Raw genomic sequence first — 19634 nt, forward strand, 5'->3', positions numbered from 1 at the left:
CTCCATCTTATTTTTATGATGATTTGATCTCCTTTCAGGAGCCGTCTTAAAAATGCACTTATTTGGCTTAAGTGTTGATTTATGTGGCTAACCGCAAAGCAATATGATGACGGTTTGCTATGCTGATAAATAGCAATTATCAATAAATAATAATTTATTGATGTGTATTTGCTTTTAAGCAATAAACATCACAAGCAGCGATTAGGTTAGAAAGCTCACAACTGGAGGTAGAATGAAATTCAAAATGTGTTTACTGGCCGGCTTATTAACGGCTTTTGCAGCAAATGCAGCAGAAACAACAGTAGTACTGAAAGAAGCTACACCACAAGGTGAAGGCAAGGCGATTGGTGAAGTTGTTATTTCTGAAACCGATTATGGATTATTGTTTACCCCAAAATTAGCAGGTTTAGAAGCGGGTATCCATGGTTTCCATATCCATGAAAACCCAAGCTGTGAGCCTGCTGAAAAAGATGGCAAATCAGTACCAGCATTAAAAGCAGGTGGACATATGGATCCGGCAAAAACAGGTGTCCATAAAGGGCCTTATGACAATACAGGCCACTTAGGGGATCTTCCGGGCTTAGTGGTTGATGCCAAAGGTAATGCCGATTATGCCGTATTAGCACCGCGCTTAAAAACACTAAAAGAGATTGAAAACCGTGCACTGATGGTACACGCGGGTGGGGATAATTACTCCGACCATCCTGAAGCGTTAGGTGGTGGTGGTGCACGCATGGCTTGTGGTGTGATCAAATAGTTGATACTGTATATTTAAACAGTAATTGATAAAACCGTACTACTTTGAGACTTAATCTAAAAGCTCTGAAATACTCAGAGCTTTTAACTATTTGAAAACTAATAAAATAGGTGCTTAAAGAAAATTTATTTGTTTTTAACAGGGAATGGTTAATACGATTGAACGTTACCTGTAGATATAACCGATATGAGAATTGAAGGTTGCGGCTTTCAAATGAAAGCCGCAGATATCAAGGGGGAAAGCGCATTTACCAAATACGAATGCGTTGTTCAGGTTCAAGGTATAATTTGCTGTCTTTATCGACACCGAAAGTTTGATACCATTCATCCATATTACGAACAACACCATTGGCACGGAACTGGTTAGGGCTATGTGGGTCGGTCAAAATTTTATTACGCTCGGACTCTTTGTTGGATAACTCTTGCCAAGTTCTTGCCCAAGAAATAAAGAATCGTTGCAGACCGGTTGTCCCATCAATAATTGGCGCTTCGCCATTTGGATAATTCTCTTTAACGAATTGCTTATAAGCGCTCAGAGCAATGTTCAGCCCGCCTAAATCACCGATGTTTTCACCCAATGTGAGTTGACCATTAACCTTTTGTCCATCAACGGAGAAGCTATTATATTGTTCAACCAGTTTATCGGTTTTTTGTTTAAAGTGCTGTTTAGAGTCATCACTCCACCAGTTACGCAACTGACCAGTACCATCATACAAGCTGCCTTGGTCATCAAACCCATGGCCCATTTCATGGCCAATTACAGCGCCAATTGCGCCATAGTTATAGGCAGGGTCAACATTAGGATCAAAGAAAGGTGCCTGTAGTATTGCGGCTGGGAACACTATCTCATTTTGCACTGGGTTAAAGTATGCATTAATGGTTTGAGGCGTCATCCCCCATTCCCATTTACGGACAGGTTGTCCTATCTTACTCATATTGTCGTTATAGACCCAGTTTAAGACCTGTTTGTAGTTATCCAGTAGCGTATCGGGTTTTAGATTGATACTACTGAAATCATTCCATTTGTCAGGGTAACCCACTTTAACGGTAAATTGCTCAAGTTTTTTAAGCGCTTCTTGGCGTGTTGCATCATCCATCCAATCATTATCTTTTAAGCGAGAATTAAACGTTCCTCTGACATAGCTGACAAGATCGGTAATTTTCGCTTTTGATTCAGGGTTGAAATATTTCTCAACATAGATTTGCCCCATAGGCTCGCCCTGTAAGCGATTGACGGTTTCCAGAGCACGCTCTTTGCGTGTCCGCTGTTTTTCTACGCCGTTAAGTTTACGCGAATAAAAATCAAAGCGGGCGTCAGAAAAATCGCGATTCAAATAGGGGGCTTGATCACTTAAATAGTGAAAACGTAGGTAGTCTTGAAGTGTCGATACAGGGGTATTGGCATAAATTTTGGCTAATTGCTCTACTGCGGTATCCGTTTCAACTATCACCTTATTCAATTGTTTGTCTGAAAGTTGCCACTGTTGAATAAAGTTATCCCATGCAAAGCCTTGAGTGAACTTTTTCATATCGTTCAGTGTCATTGGGTGATAATTTTTGATTGTGTCACGGCGCGCTTCTGGGCTCCAATGAGCCTGTGCCATTGATTTTTCCAGTGCGAAAATTTGTTGGGCTTTTTTCTCAACATCATTTTCGCCCGCCAGTTTTAAAATAGTGGCAATATAGGCGATATAATTTTTGCGGATCTCCTCCATCTGCGGGGTATCGTCGAGGTAATAATTACGGTTCGGTAAGCCTAAACCGCCTTGCCCAAGGTATAAAACATAAGTATCCGGCTGCTTAGCATCCAAGTCTACCCAATAAGAAATAAATGGCGTATAGGCCGGAAGTGCCATTAATTTACTAATATCATTATGATTTTTTGCATTAGTAATTGCATCAAGGTCATCTTTGAGAGGGCTTATTCCTATTTTTTCTATCGCGTCTTCATTAAGATAACTTACATATAAATTACGAATATTGCGTTGATTATGATTGAGTTCCTTCTCTGGTGAGCTTTGCAACTGATCGATGATGCTTTGTAGTTGTTTCTCTGTCGTGAGGTATAACTCAACAAATGAGTTAATGCGCGGCATGCCTGTTGGGATCTTCGCTTTGCTTATCCAGTCCTGATTGACGTAGCGATAAAAATCATCCCCTGAAGCGATATTATCAGATAAAACAATCTTTTGGTCGCCATAAGAAACTTCTTTGGCATAAAGGCTAGGCGCTATAGCGATGGTTGACATACTGATAAGGAGCGCCAAAATTTTTTTCTGCATGTAATACCCTCTCTTCGTTGAGAATTATTGTTTCCATTACTTAAGATTAAAGCCGATTCATTTATCTTGCAAAACTGCCTATCAGCTATTCAAGCATAGATTGGGAAAATTTAAATGTAACTTTGCATTTTCTTACTAGTTAACAATGAAGATAATTTCAAATTTAAACTATTTTAGGTGAAATTTTATCATCTAGCTATTCACACTCAGCATAATGATGATATATTGGTTATATCAAATCATATACATATAGCTTTTAGTTATAAATAATAATTTTTAGCTATAGCGAATTCCTTACGGCTCTGTATAGGTGGACCTAAAAATGAAATTGCAGCAATTACGTTATATTGTTGAGGTGGTTAATCATGACTTGAATGTCTCTGCAACCGCTGAAGGGTTATTTACCTCACAGCCGGGTATTAGCAAACAAGTGCGTATGTTGGAAGACGAATTGGGGATCCAAATTTTTGCTCGCAGCGGAAAACATCTCACTCATGTTACGCCAGCAGGGGAAGAAGTTATCCGTATTTCACGGGAAGTGCTTTCAAAAATTGAGGCGATCCGTTCCGTTGCAGGGGAGCATACTTATCCAGATAAAGGCACTTTGCATATTGCAACAACACATACTCAGGCACGTTATGCGCTTCCGCCGGTAATCAAAGGTTTTATCGAGCGCTATCCGCATGTCTCACTGCATATGCAACAAGGTTCCCCAACGCAAATCGCAGAGGAAGTTTGCAAAGGGAATAGTGATTTTGCGATCGCTACTGAAGCGTTACACCTATACAGTGACTTGATCATGCTACCTTGTTATCACTGGAACCGCTGTGTTGTGGTGCAAAAAGGGCATCCGTTAGCCGAAAAGAAAAATGTGACGATTGAAGATGTTGCACAATACCAAATCGTAACATATACCCATGGTTTTACGGGGCGTTCTGAATTAGATGTGGCATTCCAAAAAGCCAATTTAGAACCTAAAATTATTTTTACGGCGACAGATGCGGATGTTATCAAGACCTATGTAAGGCTTGGGTTGGGCATTGGGATTATTGCCAGTATGGCGGTTAACCCAGAGTTGGATAGTGATCTGGTTGTCATCGATATGCGCGATAAATTCAGTTATAGCACAACGAAAATTGGCTTCAAACGTACCAGTTTTTTACGTAGCTATATGTATGACTTTATTTGGCGATTTGCCCCTCATTTAACCCGTGATGTTGTAGATAGGGCGATTGCACTGCGCAACAATGAAGATATTGAGGAAATGTTTAAAGACATTAAATTGCCTATCATCTAACTTTAGGTTGCCTTTCAAACGAGAGCTAAGCTTTTAGTGACTGATGTGAATTCAACTAGAAGCTTAGTGACTCACTTTTTTGTTCTCTATTTAGCTATTCCAATGTCAGCGTTCAATTGACAAGTTCAAAATCCTAGCATTCTACTACTCTTTTTATGAGTCACTTGGCTAAATTTCCCCGCCATTTACTGTTTTTTTGATGATAAGCACAGCAAATTTATGGATTTGACACAAAATCCATAAAGTAAATATTTTCAGCAACTATAATTACAACTAATTAACAAATTCACTGTAATTTGTTAGGTAAATAAGATGACCGATAATCATCATAAAAAACCAAGGAGGAGTTATGTCGTTGAGTCTTAAAACACAGAGTGCAGCAACACTCAGTGTCGGAAGCAAGCTCTATAATTACTTCAGTCTACCGATTGCGACTCAGCAACTCGGTGATGCCACAAAATTACCCAAATCCCTTAAAGTATTACTTGAAAACTTATTGCGAAATATTGATGGCAAATCGGTAGTAGAAGCCGATCTGCAAGCCATTATTGATTGGCAGAAAACAGGGCATGCAGATAGAGAAATTGCTTACCGACCAGCTCGGGTACTAATGCAAGACTTTACGGGTGTACCTGCGGTCGTGGATTTAGCTGCAATGCGTGAAGCGGTTAAATCATTAGGTGGTAATGTTGAGCAAGTCAATCCTCTCTCGCCAGTTGATCTGGTCATTGACCACTCGGTAATGGTTGATGAATTTGCCACGGATAAAGCATTTGATGACAACGTTGAAATTGAGATGAAGCGTAACCATGAACGCTACCTCTTTTTACGTTGGGGGCAAAAAGCCTTTAATCGCTTTAGGGTTGTGCCACCAGGAACCGGTATTTGCCACCAAGTCAACTTAGAGTATTTAGGTAAAGCGGTTTGGTATGAAGAGGTGGATGGGAAGTTATATGCTTATCCAGATACCCTTGTGGGCACCGACTCGCATACCACGATGATCAACGGTCTTGGCGTATTAGGCTGGGGGGTTGGTGGGATTGAAGCCGAAGCTGCAATGCTAGGTCAACCGGTATCCATGCTGATCCCAGACGTTGTCGGTTTTAAACTGACGGGTAAATTGCGTGAAGGTATTACAGCGACAGACTTGGTACTGACAGTCACACAAATGCTACGTAAGCATGGTGTTGTCGGTAAATTTGTTGAATTTTATGGTGATGGTTTAGCTGATCTTCCGCTGGCTGATAGGGCGACTATCGCCAATATGTCTCCTGAGTATGGTGCTACTTGCGGATTCTTCCCTGTCGATAACGTCACATTAGATTATATGAAGTTAACTGGGCGCAGCGATGATGAAATTGCGCTGGTGGAAGCCTATTGTAAAGAGCAAGGTTTATGGCGTCATGCGGGTGATGAACCTATCTTTACGAGCACATTAGAATTGGATATGTCGACGGTGGAATCTAGTTTAGCCGGTCCTAAACGTCCACAAGATCGTGTTGAACTGGGTCAAGTTCCGCAAGCATTCCAAGCCGCTATTGAGCTGGAGCTTAACAAAAAAGAGAAAGGTGCACATCCGACAGTCAATTATCAAGGACAAACCTTTGAAATGACCGATGGTGCTGTTGTGATTGCAGCGATTACTTCTTGTACGAACACATCAAACCCAAGTGTGTTGATGGCGGCAGGTTTACTCGCTAAAAAAGCGGTAGAAAAAGGTCTAACTCGTCAACCTTGGGTGAAATCCTCGTTGGCACCAGGCTCTAAGGTGGTAACGGATTATTTAGCTCTGGCAGGACTAACACCTTATCTTGATAAACTCGGCTTTAACTTAGTGGGGTATGGCTGTACAACCTGTATAGGTAACTCTGGGCCATTACCTGATCCGATTGAGCAAGCGATCAAAGAGGCGGATTTAACCGTTGGTGCGGTATTGTCGGGTAACCGTAACTTTGAAGGCCGTATCCATCCTTTAGTCAAAACGAACTGGTTAGCGTCACCTCCGCTGGTGGTTGCTTATGCGTTAGCGGGTAACATGAATATTAATGTTAAAACTGACTCATTAGGCAAAGACGCACAAGGTCATGATGTCTATCTAAAAGATATTTGGCCATCCAGTGCTGAAATTGCTCAAGCCGTTGAAAAAGTTAAAACAGAAATGTTCCGCAAAGAGTACAGTGCGGTTTTCGATGGTGATGAGGCATGGCAAGCATTACAAGTGGCAAGCTCTTCCACGTATGATTGGCAGCCAGATTCGACTTATATTCGCCATCCACCGTTCTTTGAAGGGATGAAAGCAGAGCCGGAAGTGGTTCAAGATATTCATGGCGCACATATCTTGGCAATATTGGGTGATTCGGTAACGACTGACCATATTTCACCTGCGGGTAATATCAAAGCGGATAGTCCAGCTGGGCGTTATTTGCAAGAGCATGGCGTAGCTGCCGCCGATTTTAACTCATATGGCTCTCGTCGTGGTAACCATGAAGTGATGATGCGTGGTACGTTCGCCAATATCCGTATTCGCAACGAAATGGTGCCGGGGGTTGAAGGTGGATATACGAAACATATCCCTACAGGTAAACAGATGGCGATCTATGATGCGGCGATGCTGTATCAAAAGGAAAAGCTGCCTCTCGCTATCATTGCAGGTAAAGAATACGGTTCTGGCTCAAGCCGTGACTGGGCGGCTAAAGGTACTAATTTACTTGGTGTCCGTGTCGTTATTGCGGAATCGTACGAACGTATTCACCGCTCTAACTTAATTGGTATGGGGGTTATCCCATTAGAGTTCCCACAAGGTACAACGCGTAAGACATTGGGCCTTAAAGGGGATGAACGTATCGATATAGAACACTTGCAATCCATTGAGCCGGGTCAACATATTATTGTGAAAATTACCTATGGTGATGGACAGGTCAAAGAAATTGCAACACGTTGCCGTATTGATACCTCAACAGAAATGGAATATTACCGTCATGGTGGCATCCTGCATTATGTGATCCGCCAAATGCTCCATTAATCTTTAATCTCTAAGTTAACAACGCCCATCTGTGTTTGTTTGCACGATGGGCGTTTTTTATTGTTATTTCGCAATATATGAGGATTGAGTCTAGGCTATGATGATTGCCTATCTATATTGAGTGATGCAGAGATATCATTTTAAAAATTTCGTTATTGGAAAGAGGTATGTTTTACTTTTTATCGTGAGGCAAAAACGAGTAGAGATTATGGCTCATATTTAAACTAGCCAAGATAAATGTGGGGTTGCTGACATTAAATCAGACGTCACAAAACCAATAAAATCACCAACGTGAGGTATTAATATATGGCAGATATTAACGCAACGGATTTTTACAAAGGGGCGCTTTGGGCGGCTGACATTTTAATTACCACCTCGCCAAATCATCATTATTTAGATGAAGTCCGAGATATTCTTGAACATATTCCGAATCTCTATTCCATTGTCATGCAAACCCCAGAAACTGAAGTCTGCGATCTTCGTTTATTGGTTGATAGGGAATTCCCATTAGGACGAAATGCCGATTATGCCTCGTTTGAAATCGTACCATTATCTTTCGCTAATGAGATAGTTACAATGCCAGAAAAATCGCCAGTTCCAGATGAAATCTATCAAACAAGAGAGGATATTGGATCATGGGGCGTTGTGGCTAATACATTGAATGGCGAACAGAAATTACTTATTACGGGTCTCTATGAACCTCGCATTGCGTTAAATTATGCTCAGCGCTTTACAGAGCAACTGGCAGCACAAAAAGCATAACAGGCGATTTTGTTTAAGTACCCTCAAACATTGCTGTTTATTAAAATAACATGCCCGCTAATCGACTCGACAGCGGGCATGTTGTTATTTCTCACGCGCTCATTATCGTGACAAAATTTTATCTTCGGCTAATTGCAGGGCAAAATAGGTGAAAATCATATCAGCGCCAGCCCGTTTGATAGAGCCTAATGTTTCCAGAGTGACGCGGGTTTCATCGATAGCCCCAGCCATTGCAGCAAATTTAATTTGTGCATATTCACCACTGACTTGATAAGCACCGATAGGCAATTCAGTACGTTCACGTAGGTCACGAATAATATCAAGGTAGGCACCTGCTGGTTTAACCATCAATGCATCCGCGCCTTCTTGTACGTCAATTAAGGATTCATGAATTGCCTCACGGCGGTTCATTGGATTCATTTGATAGGTTTTGCGATCCCCTTTTAAACAAGAGCCTGCCGCGTCTCTAAATGGGCCATAGAGTGCTGACGCAAATTTAGTCGAATAAGACATAATGGCGGTATCTTTAAAACCAGCTGCATCTAGAGCTTGGCGGATAGCGGCAACTTGCCCATCCATTGCAGCAGAAGGGGCGATAAAATCAGCACCTGCACGGGCGGCTGCAACAGCTTGTAAACCTAAATTATGGATAGTGGCATCGTTATCAACGATATCGCCATGCATTACCCCACAATGGCCGTGTGAAGTGTATTCACAAAAACAGGTATCTGACATCACAATCATTTCAGGTACTGTCTCTTTACAGATACGAGACATGCGTGCGACAAGACCATTTTCTTGCCAAGCATCACTCCCTGTTTCATCCAAATGATGAGAGACGCCAAAAGTCATAACAGATTTAATACCTGCTTTGGCAATACGCTCTATTTCATAAGCTAAACGTTTTTCTGGAATACGTACAACACCTGGCATGCTGTCAATTTGCTTATAATCATCAAGCCCTTCCTCAACAAAGATTGGAAGGCACAGGTCATTAAGAGAAAGATGCGTTTCTTGGAAGAGATCACGCATTTTTTCTGTCTTACGTAATCTTCTCATGCGTTGGATAGAATGCAGGTTATTCACCGTAGCTCCTTGTTATCAGAAAAATAAACTTAACGTATTAAATTTATTCATCGAGATCATTGTTGATAAACAGTATAAACCTTATGAAATGAAAGTGAATATATCAATCGGCAAAAGTGCTACAACCGATTGTTATCATTTTAATATTAGTCAAGGAAGAGCAGTGTCATACTCTTCCATTATGAGAAGGATTATTGATGTTTAAATAACATGTGGCCCATTTTCTCAGCTTTAATATCGAGATAATGAGCATTACTTGGATTGCGACCAACAATTAATGGCACACGTTCAACGACATTAATACCTGCTTCACGCATGATATTTATTTTCTTTGGATTATTAGTTAATAAGCGAACCTCATTAATACCTAATAACTTATACATATCAGAGCAGAGCGTAAAGTCGCGTTCATCCGCTTTGAAGCCTAGTTTGAGATTGGCTTCTACGGTGTCTAGACCTTGATCTTGCAAGGCATAAGCACGAATTTTATTAAGTAGGCCGATATTACGACCCTCTTGGCGATGATAGAGCAGTACGCCTCGACCTTCTTTGCTGATCTGAGACAGTGCCGCTTCTAATTGGAAGCCACAATCACAGCGTAAACTGAATAATGCATCTCCGGTTAAGCATTCCGAGTGGATCCGACTGAGAACAGGCTCTGGACCTGAAATATCGCCAAAAATCAGTGCGACATGGTCACGACCTGTTGCGATTTCCTCAAACCCTACCATTAAAAATTCGCCGAAAGGAGTTGGTAATTTGGCTTCGGCAACGCGTTTTAGCTGCATATTTTCATTCATTAGTTGAGATAACTCTTGCTTAATTAATAACGTTAATCGATAAAAATATTGCTTATCGATACTATATGACATCTAGCATATAGCGCAGACATTTATTTGCACACAGTCCACTATGCATTACTATAACAGAGTTAATCATTTGTGAATCTAATTTTATTGATTCGAACAGTCAACTGACATGGATAGCATAAAATGAATAAATCAATTTACCCGATATTAGTCTTTGCTGTTTTATTAATCATACCTCCTACAGCGTTACTGATGGTAGGGTGGAGTTGGCTGCCGTCTCAGAATGTAGAATCGGTTAAATGGTTATTTTGGCTAACAGAAACGGCTGGTCTCCCTTATAGTCTGATAACCTCTATCGTATTATTAGCCTTGACCCTTTATATCTGTAAACCAAAGTTGAAAAGTGTCCTTCAATGGGTTGTTATTGTTGTATGCTGTATTTTGGTAGGACAAGGGATCAAAAGCGTTGTTAAGAATAGTTTCCAAGAGCCGCGCCCATATGTGGTTTGGCTAGAAAAAGAATATGGGCTTTCAGCGACAGAATTTTATGACTTAAAAAGAAAGCAGCGAGCAGACGTTATCAAACAAACCGTTAAACAAAGTGATCAGGTTCCTTCATGGTTACGCAAACATTGGCAAGCGGAAACTGGCTACTCATTTCCTTCTGGGCATGTACTATTTGCGGCTGGCTGGGCACTTTTATTGATTGGATTATTTTGGCAGCGTCGTCAATATGCACTTGCCATCGTGCTGGCGGTATGGGCGGAAGCTATCGTATTTAGTCGGTTATTATTAGGGATGCATTGGCCTTCAGATGCAATCGCTTCTATTATCATTAGTGCAATTTTAGCGATGATGGCGTGTACGCTCTTAAGGGATAAAACACCCAATTTGAGTGAAAGTAAAAACATGTAGGTTAAATAAGGTTCAATATACATTAACAAAGTGGGCGTATAAGATAAATTACTTTGTCTGAGTGCGCCAGAAATGCTACCTTATCAGGTAGATAATTTGTTTTCATAAGAACGGATAACGGGAAAGAATGTGAAATATTTTCTGATATTATTACTAGCTGTGGTTATTTTTATTATTTCAATCACGCTAGGCTCAAGCAATAATCAGGTTATTACATTTAACTACCTGATTGCACAAGGAGATTTTGCATTATCTTCACTTTTAGCCTCTTTGTTTGGTGTCGGCTTTGTACTGGGTTGGTTAGTTGCAGGGCTATTTTATCTGCGTGCTGTGGTGAGCTTGAAAAATGCACGCCGTAAAATTAGACGTCTTGAATCACAATTGAGTGTGGATGATAAAACCATCTCTGAATCTACAGAAGTTGTGGCTCAAAAGAGCAAGGAATAATCTTGTATGTTTGAGTTGCTGTTTCTGTTGTTACCTGTCGCCGCTGCATACGGCTGGTATATGGGGCGTCGAAGCGCTCAACAAGACAAGCAGCAACATGCTAACCGCCTGTCACGTGATTATGTTACGGGCGTTAACTTTCTTTTATCAAATCAGCAAGACAAAGCGGTTGATTTATTCCTTGATATGCTCAAGGAAGACAGTTCCGCCTTTGAAGCGCATTTAACCTTAGGTAATTTATTTCGTTCACGTGGTGAAGTTGAACGAGCCATCCGTATTCATCAGTCACTTGTTGAAAGTGCCGCATTATCCTTTGAACAACGCTTATTAGCCACGCAACAACTCGGTCGTGATTATATGGCCGCAGGGGTTTACGATCGTGCTGAAAATATGTTCCAGCAATTGACGGATGAGGTGGATTTTAAGCAAAGTGCACTACAGTCATTATTGGCGATTTTTCAATTAACCAGTGATTGGACGAAAGCAATCGAAACGGCGACTAAGTTGGTTAAATTGGGTAATGAAGAGTTACGCGAAAATATTGCGCATTTTTATTGTGAATTAGCCAATCAACACTTAGGCAGTGACGATCTTGATGGGGCTTTAAGCCTTCTGAATAAAGCCGAACAGGCGGATAAAAATTGTGCCCGTGTTTCAATTATGAAAGGGCGAATTTTTATCGAGCAGGAACATTACGACAAAGCTATCAATGTTCTTAAACAAGTCTACGAACAAGATAGAGAGCTGGTGGCTGAAACTTTACCTTTACTTTATGATTGCTATCAACAAATCGCAGATATGGATGCTTGGGAAGTGTATCTACGCCAATGTGTTGCGGGTAATACGGGGGCAGTCGCTGAACTGTATCTCGCCGACATTATTGTTGAGAAGCAAAGTCATGAAGCCGCCGCAAGTTATATTAACGATCAGATTCAACGTCACCCAACAATGCGGTTATTTTATCGTTTGATGGATTACCATTTAAAAGAAGCAGAAGAAGGGCGAGCAAAAGAGAGCCTGATTTTGCTGCGGAAAATGGTCGGGGAACAAATTAGAACCAAACCTGACTATCGTTGCCACAAATGTGGTTTTACTTCGCATTCATTATATTGGCACTGCCCGTCTTGTCGTTCATGGGACACCATTAAGCCAATTCGTGGTTTAGATGGGCAGTGACAGCGTCACTTTATTACCAAATATGATTAAGGCTACTACTAAATGATTTCTTCAACTGAGAACCACGCTCGCGTATCTACTCACTCGCCAGTTATTGTTGCGCTCGATTATGAAGATGCAAACGCGGCATTGGCATTTGTTGACCTTATTGATCCGCGTGAATGTCGTTTGAAAGTCGGTAAAGAGATGTTTACCTTCAATGGCCCTCAATTTGTGAAATCACTACACCAACGTGGTTTTGATGTATTTCTCGATTTAAAATTTCACGATATTCCTAATACGGTTGCGCGTGCGGTTGGGGCAGCAGCAGAAATGGGCGTTTGGATGGTTAACGTTCATGCTGGTGGTGGCAGCCGTATGATGGAAGCGGCTCGTCAGGCATTAGAGCCTTATGGAAAAGAGGCGCCATTATTAACAGCGGTCACTGTTTTAACCAGTATGGATCAATCCGATCTGACTGGCATTGGTATTAATGCTACGCCAGCTGAGCATGCTGAACGTTTAGCTTTATTGACAAAAGCATGTGGCTTAGATGGTGTGGTGTGTTCAGCACATGAAGCTGCAAGACTGAAATCATTGTGTGGTGATGATTTTAAATTAGTGACACCAGGTATTCGCCCAATTGGTAGTGATGTTGGGGATCAGCGCCGTATCATGACACCTCAAGAAGCATTAAAAGTCGGGGTTGATTATATGGTTATCGGCCGTCCTATTACGCGTAGTGATAACCCTGCACTCACATTAAAGCAGATCAACCAATCTATTAAGGATTGTGCATGAAGGATACAAATAGCCGTTTAGTGTATAGCACGGATATCGGTCGCATCGAAGAGGAAAAACCGAAAGCACAACGCCCAAAAGGAGATGGTATTGTCAGGATCCGCCGTGAAACATCGGGTCGCAAAGGCAAGGGCGTTTGCGTGGTGACAGGACTCGATCTTGAAGATGATGCACTGGCTAAATTGGCCGCGGAATTAAAGAAAAAATGTGGTTGCGGTGGCTCAGTAAAAGACGGTGATATTGAAATTCAGGGTGATAAGAGAGAGCTGATTAAGCAACTTCTTGAAGCAAAAGGTTATCAAGTGAAGTTAGCGGGTGGATAACACAATATAGGATAAGGGGGCATCCCCCCTTATCCATAGATTTATTTTCCGACTTGGTTACCAATAATCCCACCAACTGCAGCGCCACCAACCGTTCCCAGTGCACTACCGCCCGTTAGGATAGCACCGCCTACAGCACCTACGCCAGCACCTACAGCCGTATTCTTATCTCGCTTTGACATATTAGAGCATGCGCTAACGCTTATTGCGATAAGGGTTGCAAGTGTGAATGTCATAATGCGTTTACTTGTCGTGTTCATTTTAGTGACTCCGAGTTTTAAGGACGCTACCAAATTATCACAATCAGTAATTATACGAATCAGAATTATCGGGAATTAATGTATATAAAAAGCGACAATATATCTGAGTGGAACTCATTAAGAAGGAAAAGTAAGAAACAATATGCTACTGCTAAAACCAGTAGCATATTTATTATAGCATCAAAAGTAATTATGCGGCAGGGCGAGCAACAATATTGCGAGTTTCCATACGTACTTCAGCGATATTAACATTAATAATATCGTTGAGTTTGTATGCGGGTTCGCCTTTGATTAACACGCTACCTGTTTCTTGGCTGCACTGGATCTCATCGCGTACAGCGTGTAAGAACGGCGCTGGAATAAAGGCTACGGCACCATTGTCGGTTAACCTCACTCGTACACCACCACGTGTGATATCGATAATTTCCGCAGGGAATGCCTTGTCTGTACCTTCGAAAGGTTTTAAAAAGCGCGCATATAACCAATCACCAACATCACGTTCAGCCATGCGATTGGCTCGGCGACGCTCCGCTAATTTAATCGATAACTCTTCTGTCGGTTTATCAGTTGAGGGTTTACCCGCAATAACCGATTTAAGTAGACGATGGTTAACAATATCCGTGTATTTACGGATTGGTGATGTCCACGTTGCGTAAGCCTCAAAACCTAATCCAAAGTGAGGGCCGGGTTCGCCTTTGACTTCTGCAAAGGTTTGGAATCGACGAATGCGGCTATCTAAGAATTGTGTCGGTTGTGCATCTAATTGGCGGCGTAGTTGGCGGAAACCTTCTAAGGTGAGCAGGGATTCGGCCGTTGTCTCAATACCATGCTCTTTCAATGTTTGTACAACTTGCTCTATTTGTAATGGCTCAAAGCCCATATGAACGTTGAATACGCCAAAGCCTAATGTGTTTTTGAGCTGTGTTGCGGCACATAAGTTAGCGGTGATCATCGCTTCTTCGACAATACGGTTTGCCGTACGGCGGCTTTCGACGACGATGTCAATAACATTCCCTTTGTCATCTAATAAGAAACGATAGTCAGGGCGATCTTTAAAGACTAACGCATTTTGTTGACGCCATTGATGACGCTTATCCGCCATTTCTTTCAGTAATTCAATCTGTTGCTGATCTGCATCATTAGTTGGTTGCCAGCTACCTGATTTTTCTAGCCAATCGGAAACTTCGTCATAAACCAGCTTTGATTTAGACTCAACCCATGCACTGAAAAACTGAATATCTTCAGCTAGGTTACCATCATCCAAAATGGTTGCGGCACACACTAATGCTGGACGGCGCTCATTTGGGCGTAAAGAGCAGAGGTTATCTGAAAGCTCACGAGGTAACATCGGAATATTAAAGCCAGGCAAGTAGTTCGTATAAGCGCGAGCTAAAGCGAGCTTATCTAATTCACTGCCTTCTTTGATATAACTGGTTGGATCCGCGATAGCGATATAAAGTTTTAAATGACCGTCTGCTGTTCTTTCAATATACAGAGCATCATCCATATCTTCTGTACTTGCACTGTCGATAGTCACGAAATGCAGGTCGGTAAGGTCAACACGCTCAATACCTTCATCATCGCGTTCACTGTGAACCATTTGCGGCTCAGCACGATCAAGTTGATGACGACGTAAAGTGACCCACCAAGGGGCGAAATGGTCATTAGCATCGGTGATGTACTCAGTGATATCAGCGTAAAAACCTTTATCACCTTTTAAAGGATGGCGACGCATCTGTGCAACAACCCAATCACCTTGAGCAAATTCATGGTCGATGTCTTTTACTGGGCGACAAGAAATAGCATCTTTTAGCAGTGGGTGATCAGGGATCACAAATAAGCGGTTGTCATTATCTTTCTTCTGAATGCGCCCGACAAAGCGGCTGAGAAAGGGTTCAACAAGTTCTTCTGGTTCAGCGAATTCACGGTCTTTGTCTGTATGAATGGCCGCGATAACGCGATCGCCATGCATCACTTTTTTCATTTGTGGAGGTGGAACAAAGTAGCTTTTTTGGCCATCTACTTCGAGAAAACCGAAACCTTTATCGGTGCTTTTTACCAATCCTTCAACGCGAGGCGTTTGGGAGTGCAGTTGCTGTTTAAGTTGCGCGAGCAATGGGTTGTCTTGGAACATACTTACCGTTTTTATGGAGGTTGAGTTTGGCTCCCATTGTTACGTAAGACAAAGTCTTAGAGCAAGAAAAAATTTGCATTGTGAACAAATAACTGGGAGCAGTGTAATGTTAATTCTCAGGGTACACCTTATCTTTAAATTCGCAGAGATCTTCAATAATACAAGACCCACAGCGCGGTTTGCGTGCGATACAGGTATAGCGACCATGTAAAATGAACCAATGATGGCAGTCGACTTTAAACTCTGTGGGAACGACTTTGAGAAGTTTTTCTTCGACTTCAACGACATTTTTACCCGGAGCAAAATTGGTACGATTACAAACTCGAAAAATATGCGTATCAACAGCAATGGTTGGCCAGCCAAAAGCCGTGTTTAACACCACATTTGCTGTTTTACGACCAACGCCGGGTAAGGCCTCTAAAGCTGAGCGATCTTCAGGAACTTGGCTATTATGCTTTTCAATTAAGATTTTGCAGGTTTTGATAACACTTTCAGCTTTAGTGTTAAACAGACCAATTGTTTTTATATACTCTTTGATACCATCGACGCCCAAAGCGAGCATGGCTTCAGGAGTATTAGCGACAGGATATAATTTGGCTGTTGCTTTATTAACGCTGACATCAGTCGCCTGTGCAGATAACAAAACCGCTATCAACAGCTCAAAAGGGGAGTTAAATTGTAACTCAGTTGTTGGATTGGGATTGTTATCGCGCAGGCGAGTCAATATCTCAATACGTTTTGATTTATTCATAGCTCACAATTAATCTTATCTAGAAATATGGCTGCCGCATCCTTGTTCTTTTTGGTATTCACGTTCAGGTTGTTGGCCCGATTTTAGGGCGGCTCGTTTTTTCATTTTCTCATCAATTAAATATTTGCCCGCAAGCATCAGGGCGAGGCCGATAAAGGCGCCCGGTGGCAGCATAGCGAGTAAAAATGGTGAGTCAAGGTGTAAAACCTCTATTCGCAATGATTTGGCCCATGATCCTAGTAGTAAATCTGCACCGTCAAACAGTGTGCCATTACCTAAAATCTCGCGCATAGCCCCTAAAACGAATAAGGCTGCCGTTGCACCTAACCCCATCGCAAGGCCATCAATAGCAGAAAGTGGTACAGGATTCCGTGAGGCATAAGCCTCAGCGCGACCAATTACAATACAGTTGGTCACAATCAGCGGAATAAATATGCCCAGCGATTCATATAGGCCAAACGCATAGGCGTTAATAAGCATCTGTACTGCACTAACGACAGAGGCAATGATCATAACATAAATAGGAATACGAATTTCAGCTGGTACCCAACGACGAAATGCGGATACGGCAACATTGGTACAAACCAGCACTAATGTTGTAGCAAGTCCTAACCCTAATGCATTGGTCGCTGTTGATGAAACAGCCAGTAATGGGCATAGGCCTAAAAGCTGTACAAGTGCCGAGTTGTTTTTCCATAAGCCTTGTACAAAAAGTTCTTTAGATTGACTCATAATTATTCAGCTCCACAAATAGGATAGCTAGAGAGATTTTGTGGTATTTTTTGCATAAAAACGGCGGTACGTTTGGTCGCATTAACAACCGCTCTTGGGGTTATGGTTGCCCCAGTAAATTGGTCAAAATCACCGCCATCTTTTTTAACTGCCCATTTGGGGTCATGGTCGGATTCAACTTTCCCTGTGAGCAAAGTGATCCAGTTTGAAATTCGTGTTTCAATTTTATCGCCGAGACCCGGTGTTTCATGATGCTCTGTCACTCTAACACCTAGCACATTTCCATTAAAATCTGCACCGACTAAGAGATGTATTGCACCTGAATAGCCGTCGGGTGCTGTAGATTCAAGGGCGGCGGCAACAGGCTCACCATTCTTTCTCGCAATATATAACCGATGTGGTTGCTTGCTGCCTAGCTCAGCTTCTGCTCCGACTAAATAACACTCCTGCCCAAATGCATTATCATACAGGCTAGTTGGTACGACTTGGTCAAGTAGCTGTTTTTGTACGATCGCCGCTTGTTGTGCGATTGTCTCTTTCGTTAAGGTATAAACAGCCGCACTAAGTGCAGTTGTGCCGGCTGCAAAAATAGCCAAGATGGCTCCATGACGACGCATTGTGTTTAACATATAGGCTCCTTACTTATGTCCATGCCCGTATGCACGAGGTTGCGTATAATGGTCAATGAGAGGCACCGCAATATTAGTTAGTAGCACAGCGAAAGCGACAGCATCGGGATAACCACCGTAAACACGGATTAGCCACACTAATAAGCCAATCATTACACCATAAATCAAGCGGCCTTTTGGTGTCGTCGATGCCGTAACTGGATCTGTTGCAATAAAAAATGCCCCTAGCATAGTTGCGCCGGAGAGTAACTGTACTAGTGGTGGCGAGTAGCGACCATCATCTAATAACCAACTGACTACTGAACAGAATGCTAAGGTGGCAAGGAATGAAACAGGGATCTGCCAACTAATAATCCGACGGTTTAACATTATGAGGCCGCCGATTAAATAGGCAATATTGACCCATTGCCAACCAATACCCGCCAGAGAGCCTTGTAAAATTGGTTGCTGTAAAACATCAGAAATCGAATGAGTTAATAGCCCTGTTTTAAAGCTGTCTAATGGTGTTGCTTGGCTCATTCCATCGACACCCATTCGCAAGGCATCCAGCGTGATCCCCGTTGGAGTATGTCCAGTGAAGATAATTGAAAGGCTCTCTAGTGCATTGATATTAAGAGTCTGTAATTCAGAGGGCGGGAGCCAACTGGTCATTTGTACAGGAAAAGAAATTAGTAATACGACATAACCCACCATTGCAGGGTTAAATGGATTTTGCCCCAAACCACCATAACATTGTTTAGCAATGATCACGGCAAAGGCAGTTCCAAGAACGATCATCCACCAAGGTGCTAATGGCGGTAGACTCACACCCAGTAATAGCGCGGTAACAATGGCTGAATTATCTTTAAGAACGTTAATAACGGGCTTTTTACGTAAACGGATAGCGATGCCTTCTGTGATCACAGCAGCCAGCATGGCTAAAACAATTTGATAGAGAGTGCCAATACCAAAGAAGTAAATTTGTGCTGCAATACCCGGTATCGCAGCCAATAAAACCCAAAGCATAACAAGACTAGTGCTTTGGTTATCATGGGTAAATGGCGCGCTAGCGATTTTTAAACGACGGTTATTTGGATCAATAGGCCTAAATTTCATGGTGTTTAATCACTTACTCTATCATTGTTTGTTCGTTTTGTTTTTGAGCTTGTTTGGCTTTTACGCGAGCTATCGCCGCAGCAACCGCAACTTTACGAGGATCTGTTTCTTCTTCAATGGGTTGTTCAGCAGCAGGTGACAGCATTTCCTCCTCACTCACTTGAGCCTCAAGTTGTGCTTTCTCTTGGGCTGCTTTTTTCGCTTTAGCACGGGCAATAGCGGCAGCGACAGCGGCTTTACGTGGGTCAGCGTCGGCTGGCTCAGTTTCTGCCGTTGCAGGTTCAGCTTCTGCTTGTTGCGCCGCTTTTTTCGCTTTAGCACGGGCAATAGCGGCAGCGACAGCGGCTTTACGCGGGTCAACGTCGGCTGGTTCAGTCT

The 19634-nt window shown here is 42.2% G+C and carries 18 protein-coding genes and 1 pseudogene; 9 read left to right on the top strand and 10 right to left on the bottom strand.

The features are described 5' to 3' along the window. The first annotated feature begins 232 nt into the window (after positions 1 to 232). Complete coding sequence (gene sodC / locus PR709_RS02535) at positions 233 to 757, top strand: superoxide dismutase family protein (protein ID WP_004920157.1); 525 nt, start codon at positions 233 to 235, stop codon at positions 755 to 757. A 247-nt stretch (positions 758 to 1004) separates the two neighbouring features. On the opposite strand, the gene PR709_RS02540 is transcribed toward sodC, so the two are convergent. Further along, entirely contained in the window at positions 1005 to 3038 is a 2034-nt protein-coding gene (locus tag PR709_RS02540; protein ID WP_004920153.1) for a M13 family metallopeptidase, read from the bottom strand. A 322-nt stretch (positions 3039 to 3360) separates the two neighbouring features. On the opposite strand from PR709_RS02540, the gene cysB reads away from it, so the two are divergent. The 3 genes from cysB (at position 3361) to PR709_RS02555 (ending at position 8119) form a co-directional block, all read left to right on the top strand. After that, entirely contained in the window at positions 3361 to 4335 is a 975-nt protein-coding gene (cysB, locus tag PR709_RS02545; protein ID WP_004920151.1) for an HTH-type transcriptional regulator CysB, read from the top strand. Positions 4336 to 4684: 349 nt separating this feature from the next. Further along, a complete protein-coding gene (gene acnA, locus PR709_RS02550; RefSeq protein WP_004920147.1) occupies positions 4685 to 7357 on the top strand; it encodes an aconitate hydratase AcnA in 2673 nt (890 codons plus the stop codon). Positions 7358 to 7663: 306 nt separating this feature from the next. Next, positions 7664 to 8119: a hypothetical protein gene (locus PR709_RS02555; protein WP_004920143.1), complete on the top strand. Its 456-nt coding sequence runs from the start codon at positions 7664 to 7666 to the stop codon at positions 8117 to 8119. 102 nt (positions 8120 to 8221) lie between these two features. On the opposite strand, the gene hemB is transcribed toward PR709_RS02555, so the two are convergent. Both hemB and ribA read right to left on the bottom strand, forming a co-directional pair. Beyond that, entirely contained in the window at positions 8222 to 9205 is a 984-nt protein-coding gene (gene hemB, locus PR709_RS02560) for a porphobilinogen synthase (RefSeq protein ID WP_014656045.1), read from the bottom strand. 191 nt (positions 9206 to 9396) lie between these two features. After that, a complete protein-coding gene (ribA, locus tag PR709_RS02565) occupies positions 9397 to 9993 on the bottom strand; it encodes a GTP cyclohydrolase II (RefSeq protein ID WP_014656044.1) in 597 nt (198 codons plus the stop codon). Between the two features lie 204 nt (positions 9994 to 10197). Here ribA and pgpB point away from each other — a divergent pair, with 204 nt between their 5' ends. The 5 genes from pgpB to yciH all read left to right on the top strand — a co-directional run bounded on the left by pgpB (position 10198) and on the right by yciH (position 13655). Then, positions 10198 to 10929, top strand: a complete 732-nt coding sequence (gene pgpB / locus PR709_RS02570) for a phosphatidylglycerophosphatase B (RefSeq protein WP_004920131.1) — start codon at positions 10198 to 10200, stop codon at positions 10927 to 10929. Between the two features lie 129 nt (positions 10930 to 11058). Next, the gene (locus tag PR709_RS02575; protein WP_004920126.1) at positions 11059 to 11376 is read left to right on the top strand and encodes a LapA family protein; all 318 of its coding nucleotides are present in this window, start codon (positions 11059 to 11061) and stop codon (positions 11374 to 11376) included. Positions 11377 to 11382: 6 nt separating this feature from the next. Further along, complete coding sequence (gene lapB / locus PR709_RS02580) at positions 11383 to 12552, top strand: lipopolysaccharide assembly protein LapB (protein ID WP_004920122.1); 1170 nt, start codon at positions 11383 to 11385, stop codon at positions 12550 to 12552. A gap of 42 nt (positions 12553 to 12594) precedes the next feature. Next, on the top strand, positions 12595 to 13332 hold the full coding sequence (gene pyrF / locus PR709_RS02585; protein WP_004920118.1) for an orotidine-5'-phosphate decarboxylase: 738 nt from the start codon (positions 12595 to 12597) through the stop codon (positions 13330 to 13332). Continuing rightward, positions 13329 to 13655 carry a stress response translation initiation inhibitor YciH gene (gene yciH / locus PR709_RS02590; RefSeq protein WP_004920116.1) on the top strand — a complete coding sequence of 109 codons (327 nt, stop codon included), beginning with the start codon at positions 13329 to 13331 and terminating at the stop codon, positions 13653 to 13655. Before pyrF ends, yciH begins: the two co-directional genes overlap by 4 nt. 41 nt (positions 13656 to 13696) lie before the next feature. Here the strand turns inward: yciH and osmB are convergent, their stop codons facing one another. The 7 genes and pseudogenes from osmB to PR709_RS02625 all read right to left on the bottom strand — a co-directional run. Beyond that, positions 13697 to 13915: an osmotically-inducible lipoprotein OsmB gene (gene osmB / locus PR709_RS02595; protein WP_004920113.1), complete on the bottom strand. Its 219-nt coding sequence runs from the start codon at positions 13913 to 13915 to the stop codon at positions 13697 to 13699. A gap of 190 nt (positions 13916 to 14105) precedes the next feature. Beyond that, positions 14106 to 16049: an exoribonuclease II gene (locus PR709_RS02600; RefSeq protein ID WP_004920109.1), complete on the bottom strand. Its 1944-nt coding sequence runs from the start codon at positions 16047 to 16049 to the stop codon at positions 14106 to 14108. 109 nt (positions 16050 to 16158) lie between these two features. Then, complete coding sequence (gene nth / locus PR709_RS02605) at positions 16159 to 16800, bottom strand: endonuclease III (RefSeq protein WP_004920106.1); 642 nt, start codon at positions 16798 to 16800, stop codon at positions 16159 to 16161. Positions 16801 to 16815: 15 nt separating this feature from the next. Beyond that, entirely contained in the window at positions 16816 to 17532 is a 717-nt protein-coding gene (locus PR709_RS02610) for an electron transport complex subunit E (RefSeq protein ID WP_004920103.1), read from the bottom strand. A gap of 2 nt (positions 17533 to 17534) precedes the next feature. Further along, positions 17535 to 18161, bottom strand: a complete 627-nt coding sequence (gene rsxG / locus PR709_RS02615; RefSeq protein WP_004920100.1) for an electron transport complex subunit RsxG — start codon at positions 18159 to 18161, stop codon at positions 17535 to 17537. A 9-nt stretch (positions 18162 to 18170) separates the two neighbouring features. After that, the gene (gene rsxD, locus PR709_RS02620) at positions 18171 to 19256 is read right to left on the bottom strand and encodes an electron transport complex subunit RsxD (protein WP_004920098.1); all 1086 of its coding nucleotides are present in this window, start codon (positions 19254 to 19256) and stop codon (positions 18171 to 18173) included. A 13-nt stretch (positions 19257 to 19269) separates the two neighbouring features. Further along, positions 19270 to 19634: pseudogene (locus PR709_RS02625) on the bottom strand (electron transport complex subunit RsxC); the annotation flags it as partial.

The organism is Providencia sp. PROV267 (assembly GCF_028477825.1).
Classification (GTDB): Bacteria; Pseudomonadota; Gammaproteobacteria; order Enterobacterales; family Enterobacteriaceae; genus Providencia; species Providencia stuartii.

Excerpts from the sequence above, each read along its gene's own strand:
- sodC (WP_004920157.1), top strand. The coding sequence starts at position 233 with ATGAAATTCAAAATGTGTTTACTGGCCGGCTTATTAACGGCTTTTGCA.
- PR709_RS02540 (WP_004920153.1), bottom strand. The coding sequence starts at position 3,038 with ATGCAGAAAAAAATTTTGGCGCTCCTTATCAGTATGTCAACCATCGCT.
- cysB (WP_004920151.1), top strand. The coding sequence starts at position 3,361 with ATGAAATTGCAGCAATTACGTTATATTGTTGAGGTGGTTAATCATGAC.
- acnA (WP_004920147.1), top strand. The coding sequence starts at position 4,685 with ATGTCGTTGAGTCTTAAAACACAGAGTGCAGCAACACTCAGTGTCGGA.
- PR709_RS02555 (WP_004920143.1), top strand. The coding sequence starts at position 7,664 with ATGGCAGATATTAACGCAACGGATTTTTACAAAGGGGCGCTTTGGGCG.
- ribA (WP_014656044.1), bottom strand. The coding sequence starts at position 9,993 with ATGCAGCTAAAACGCGTTGCCGAAGCCAAATTACCAACTCCTTTCGGC.
- pgpB (WP_004920131.1), top strand. The coding sequence starts at position 10,198 with ATGAATAAATCAATTTACCCGATATTAGTCTTTGCTGTTTTATTAATC.
- lapB (WP_004920122.1), top strand. The coding sequence starts at position 11,383 with ATGTTTGAGTTGCTGTTTCTGTTGTTACCTGTCGCCGCTGCATACGGC.
- pyrF (WP_004920118.1), top strand. The coding sequence starts at position 12,595 with ATGATTTCTTCAACTGAGAACCACGCTCGCGTATCTACTCACTCGCCA.
- yciH (WP_004920116.1), top strand. The coding sequence starts at position 13,329 with ATGAAGGATACAAATAGCCGTTTAGTGTATAGCACGGATATCGGTCGC.
- osmB (WP_004920113.1), bottom strand. The coding sequence starts at position 13,915 with ATGAACACGACAAGTAAACGCATTATGACATTCACACTTGCAACCCTT.
- PR709_RS02600 (WP_004920109.1), bottom strand. The coding sequence starts at position 16,049 with ATGTTCCAAGACAACCCATTGCTCGCGCAACTTAAACAGCAACTGCAC.
- nth (WP_004920106.1), bottom strand. The coding sequence starts at position 16,800 with ATGAATAAATCAAAACGTATTGAGATATTGACTCGCCTGCGCGATAAC.
- PR709_RS02610 (WP_004920103.1), bottom strand. The coding sequence starts at position 17,532 with ATGAGTCAATCTAAAGAACTTTTTGTACAAGGCTTATGGAAAAACAAC.
- rsxG (WP_004920100.1), bottom strand. The coding sequence starts at position 18,161 with ATGTTAAACACAATGCGTCGTCATGGAGCCATCTTGGCTATTTTTGCA.
- rsxD (WP_004920098.1), bottom strand. The coding sequence starts at position 19,256 with ATGAAATTTAGGCCTATTGATCCAAATAACCGTCGTTTAAAAATCGCT.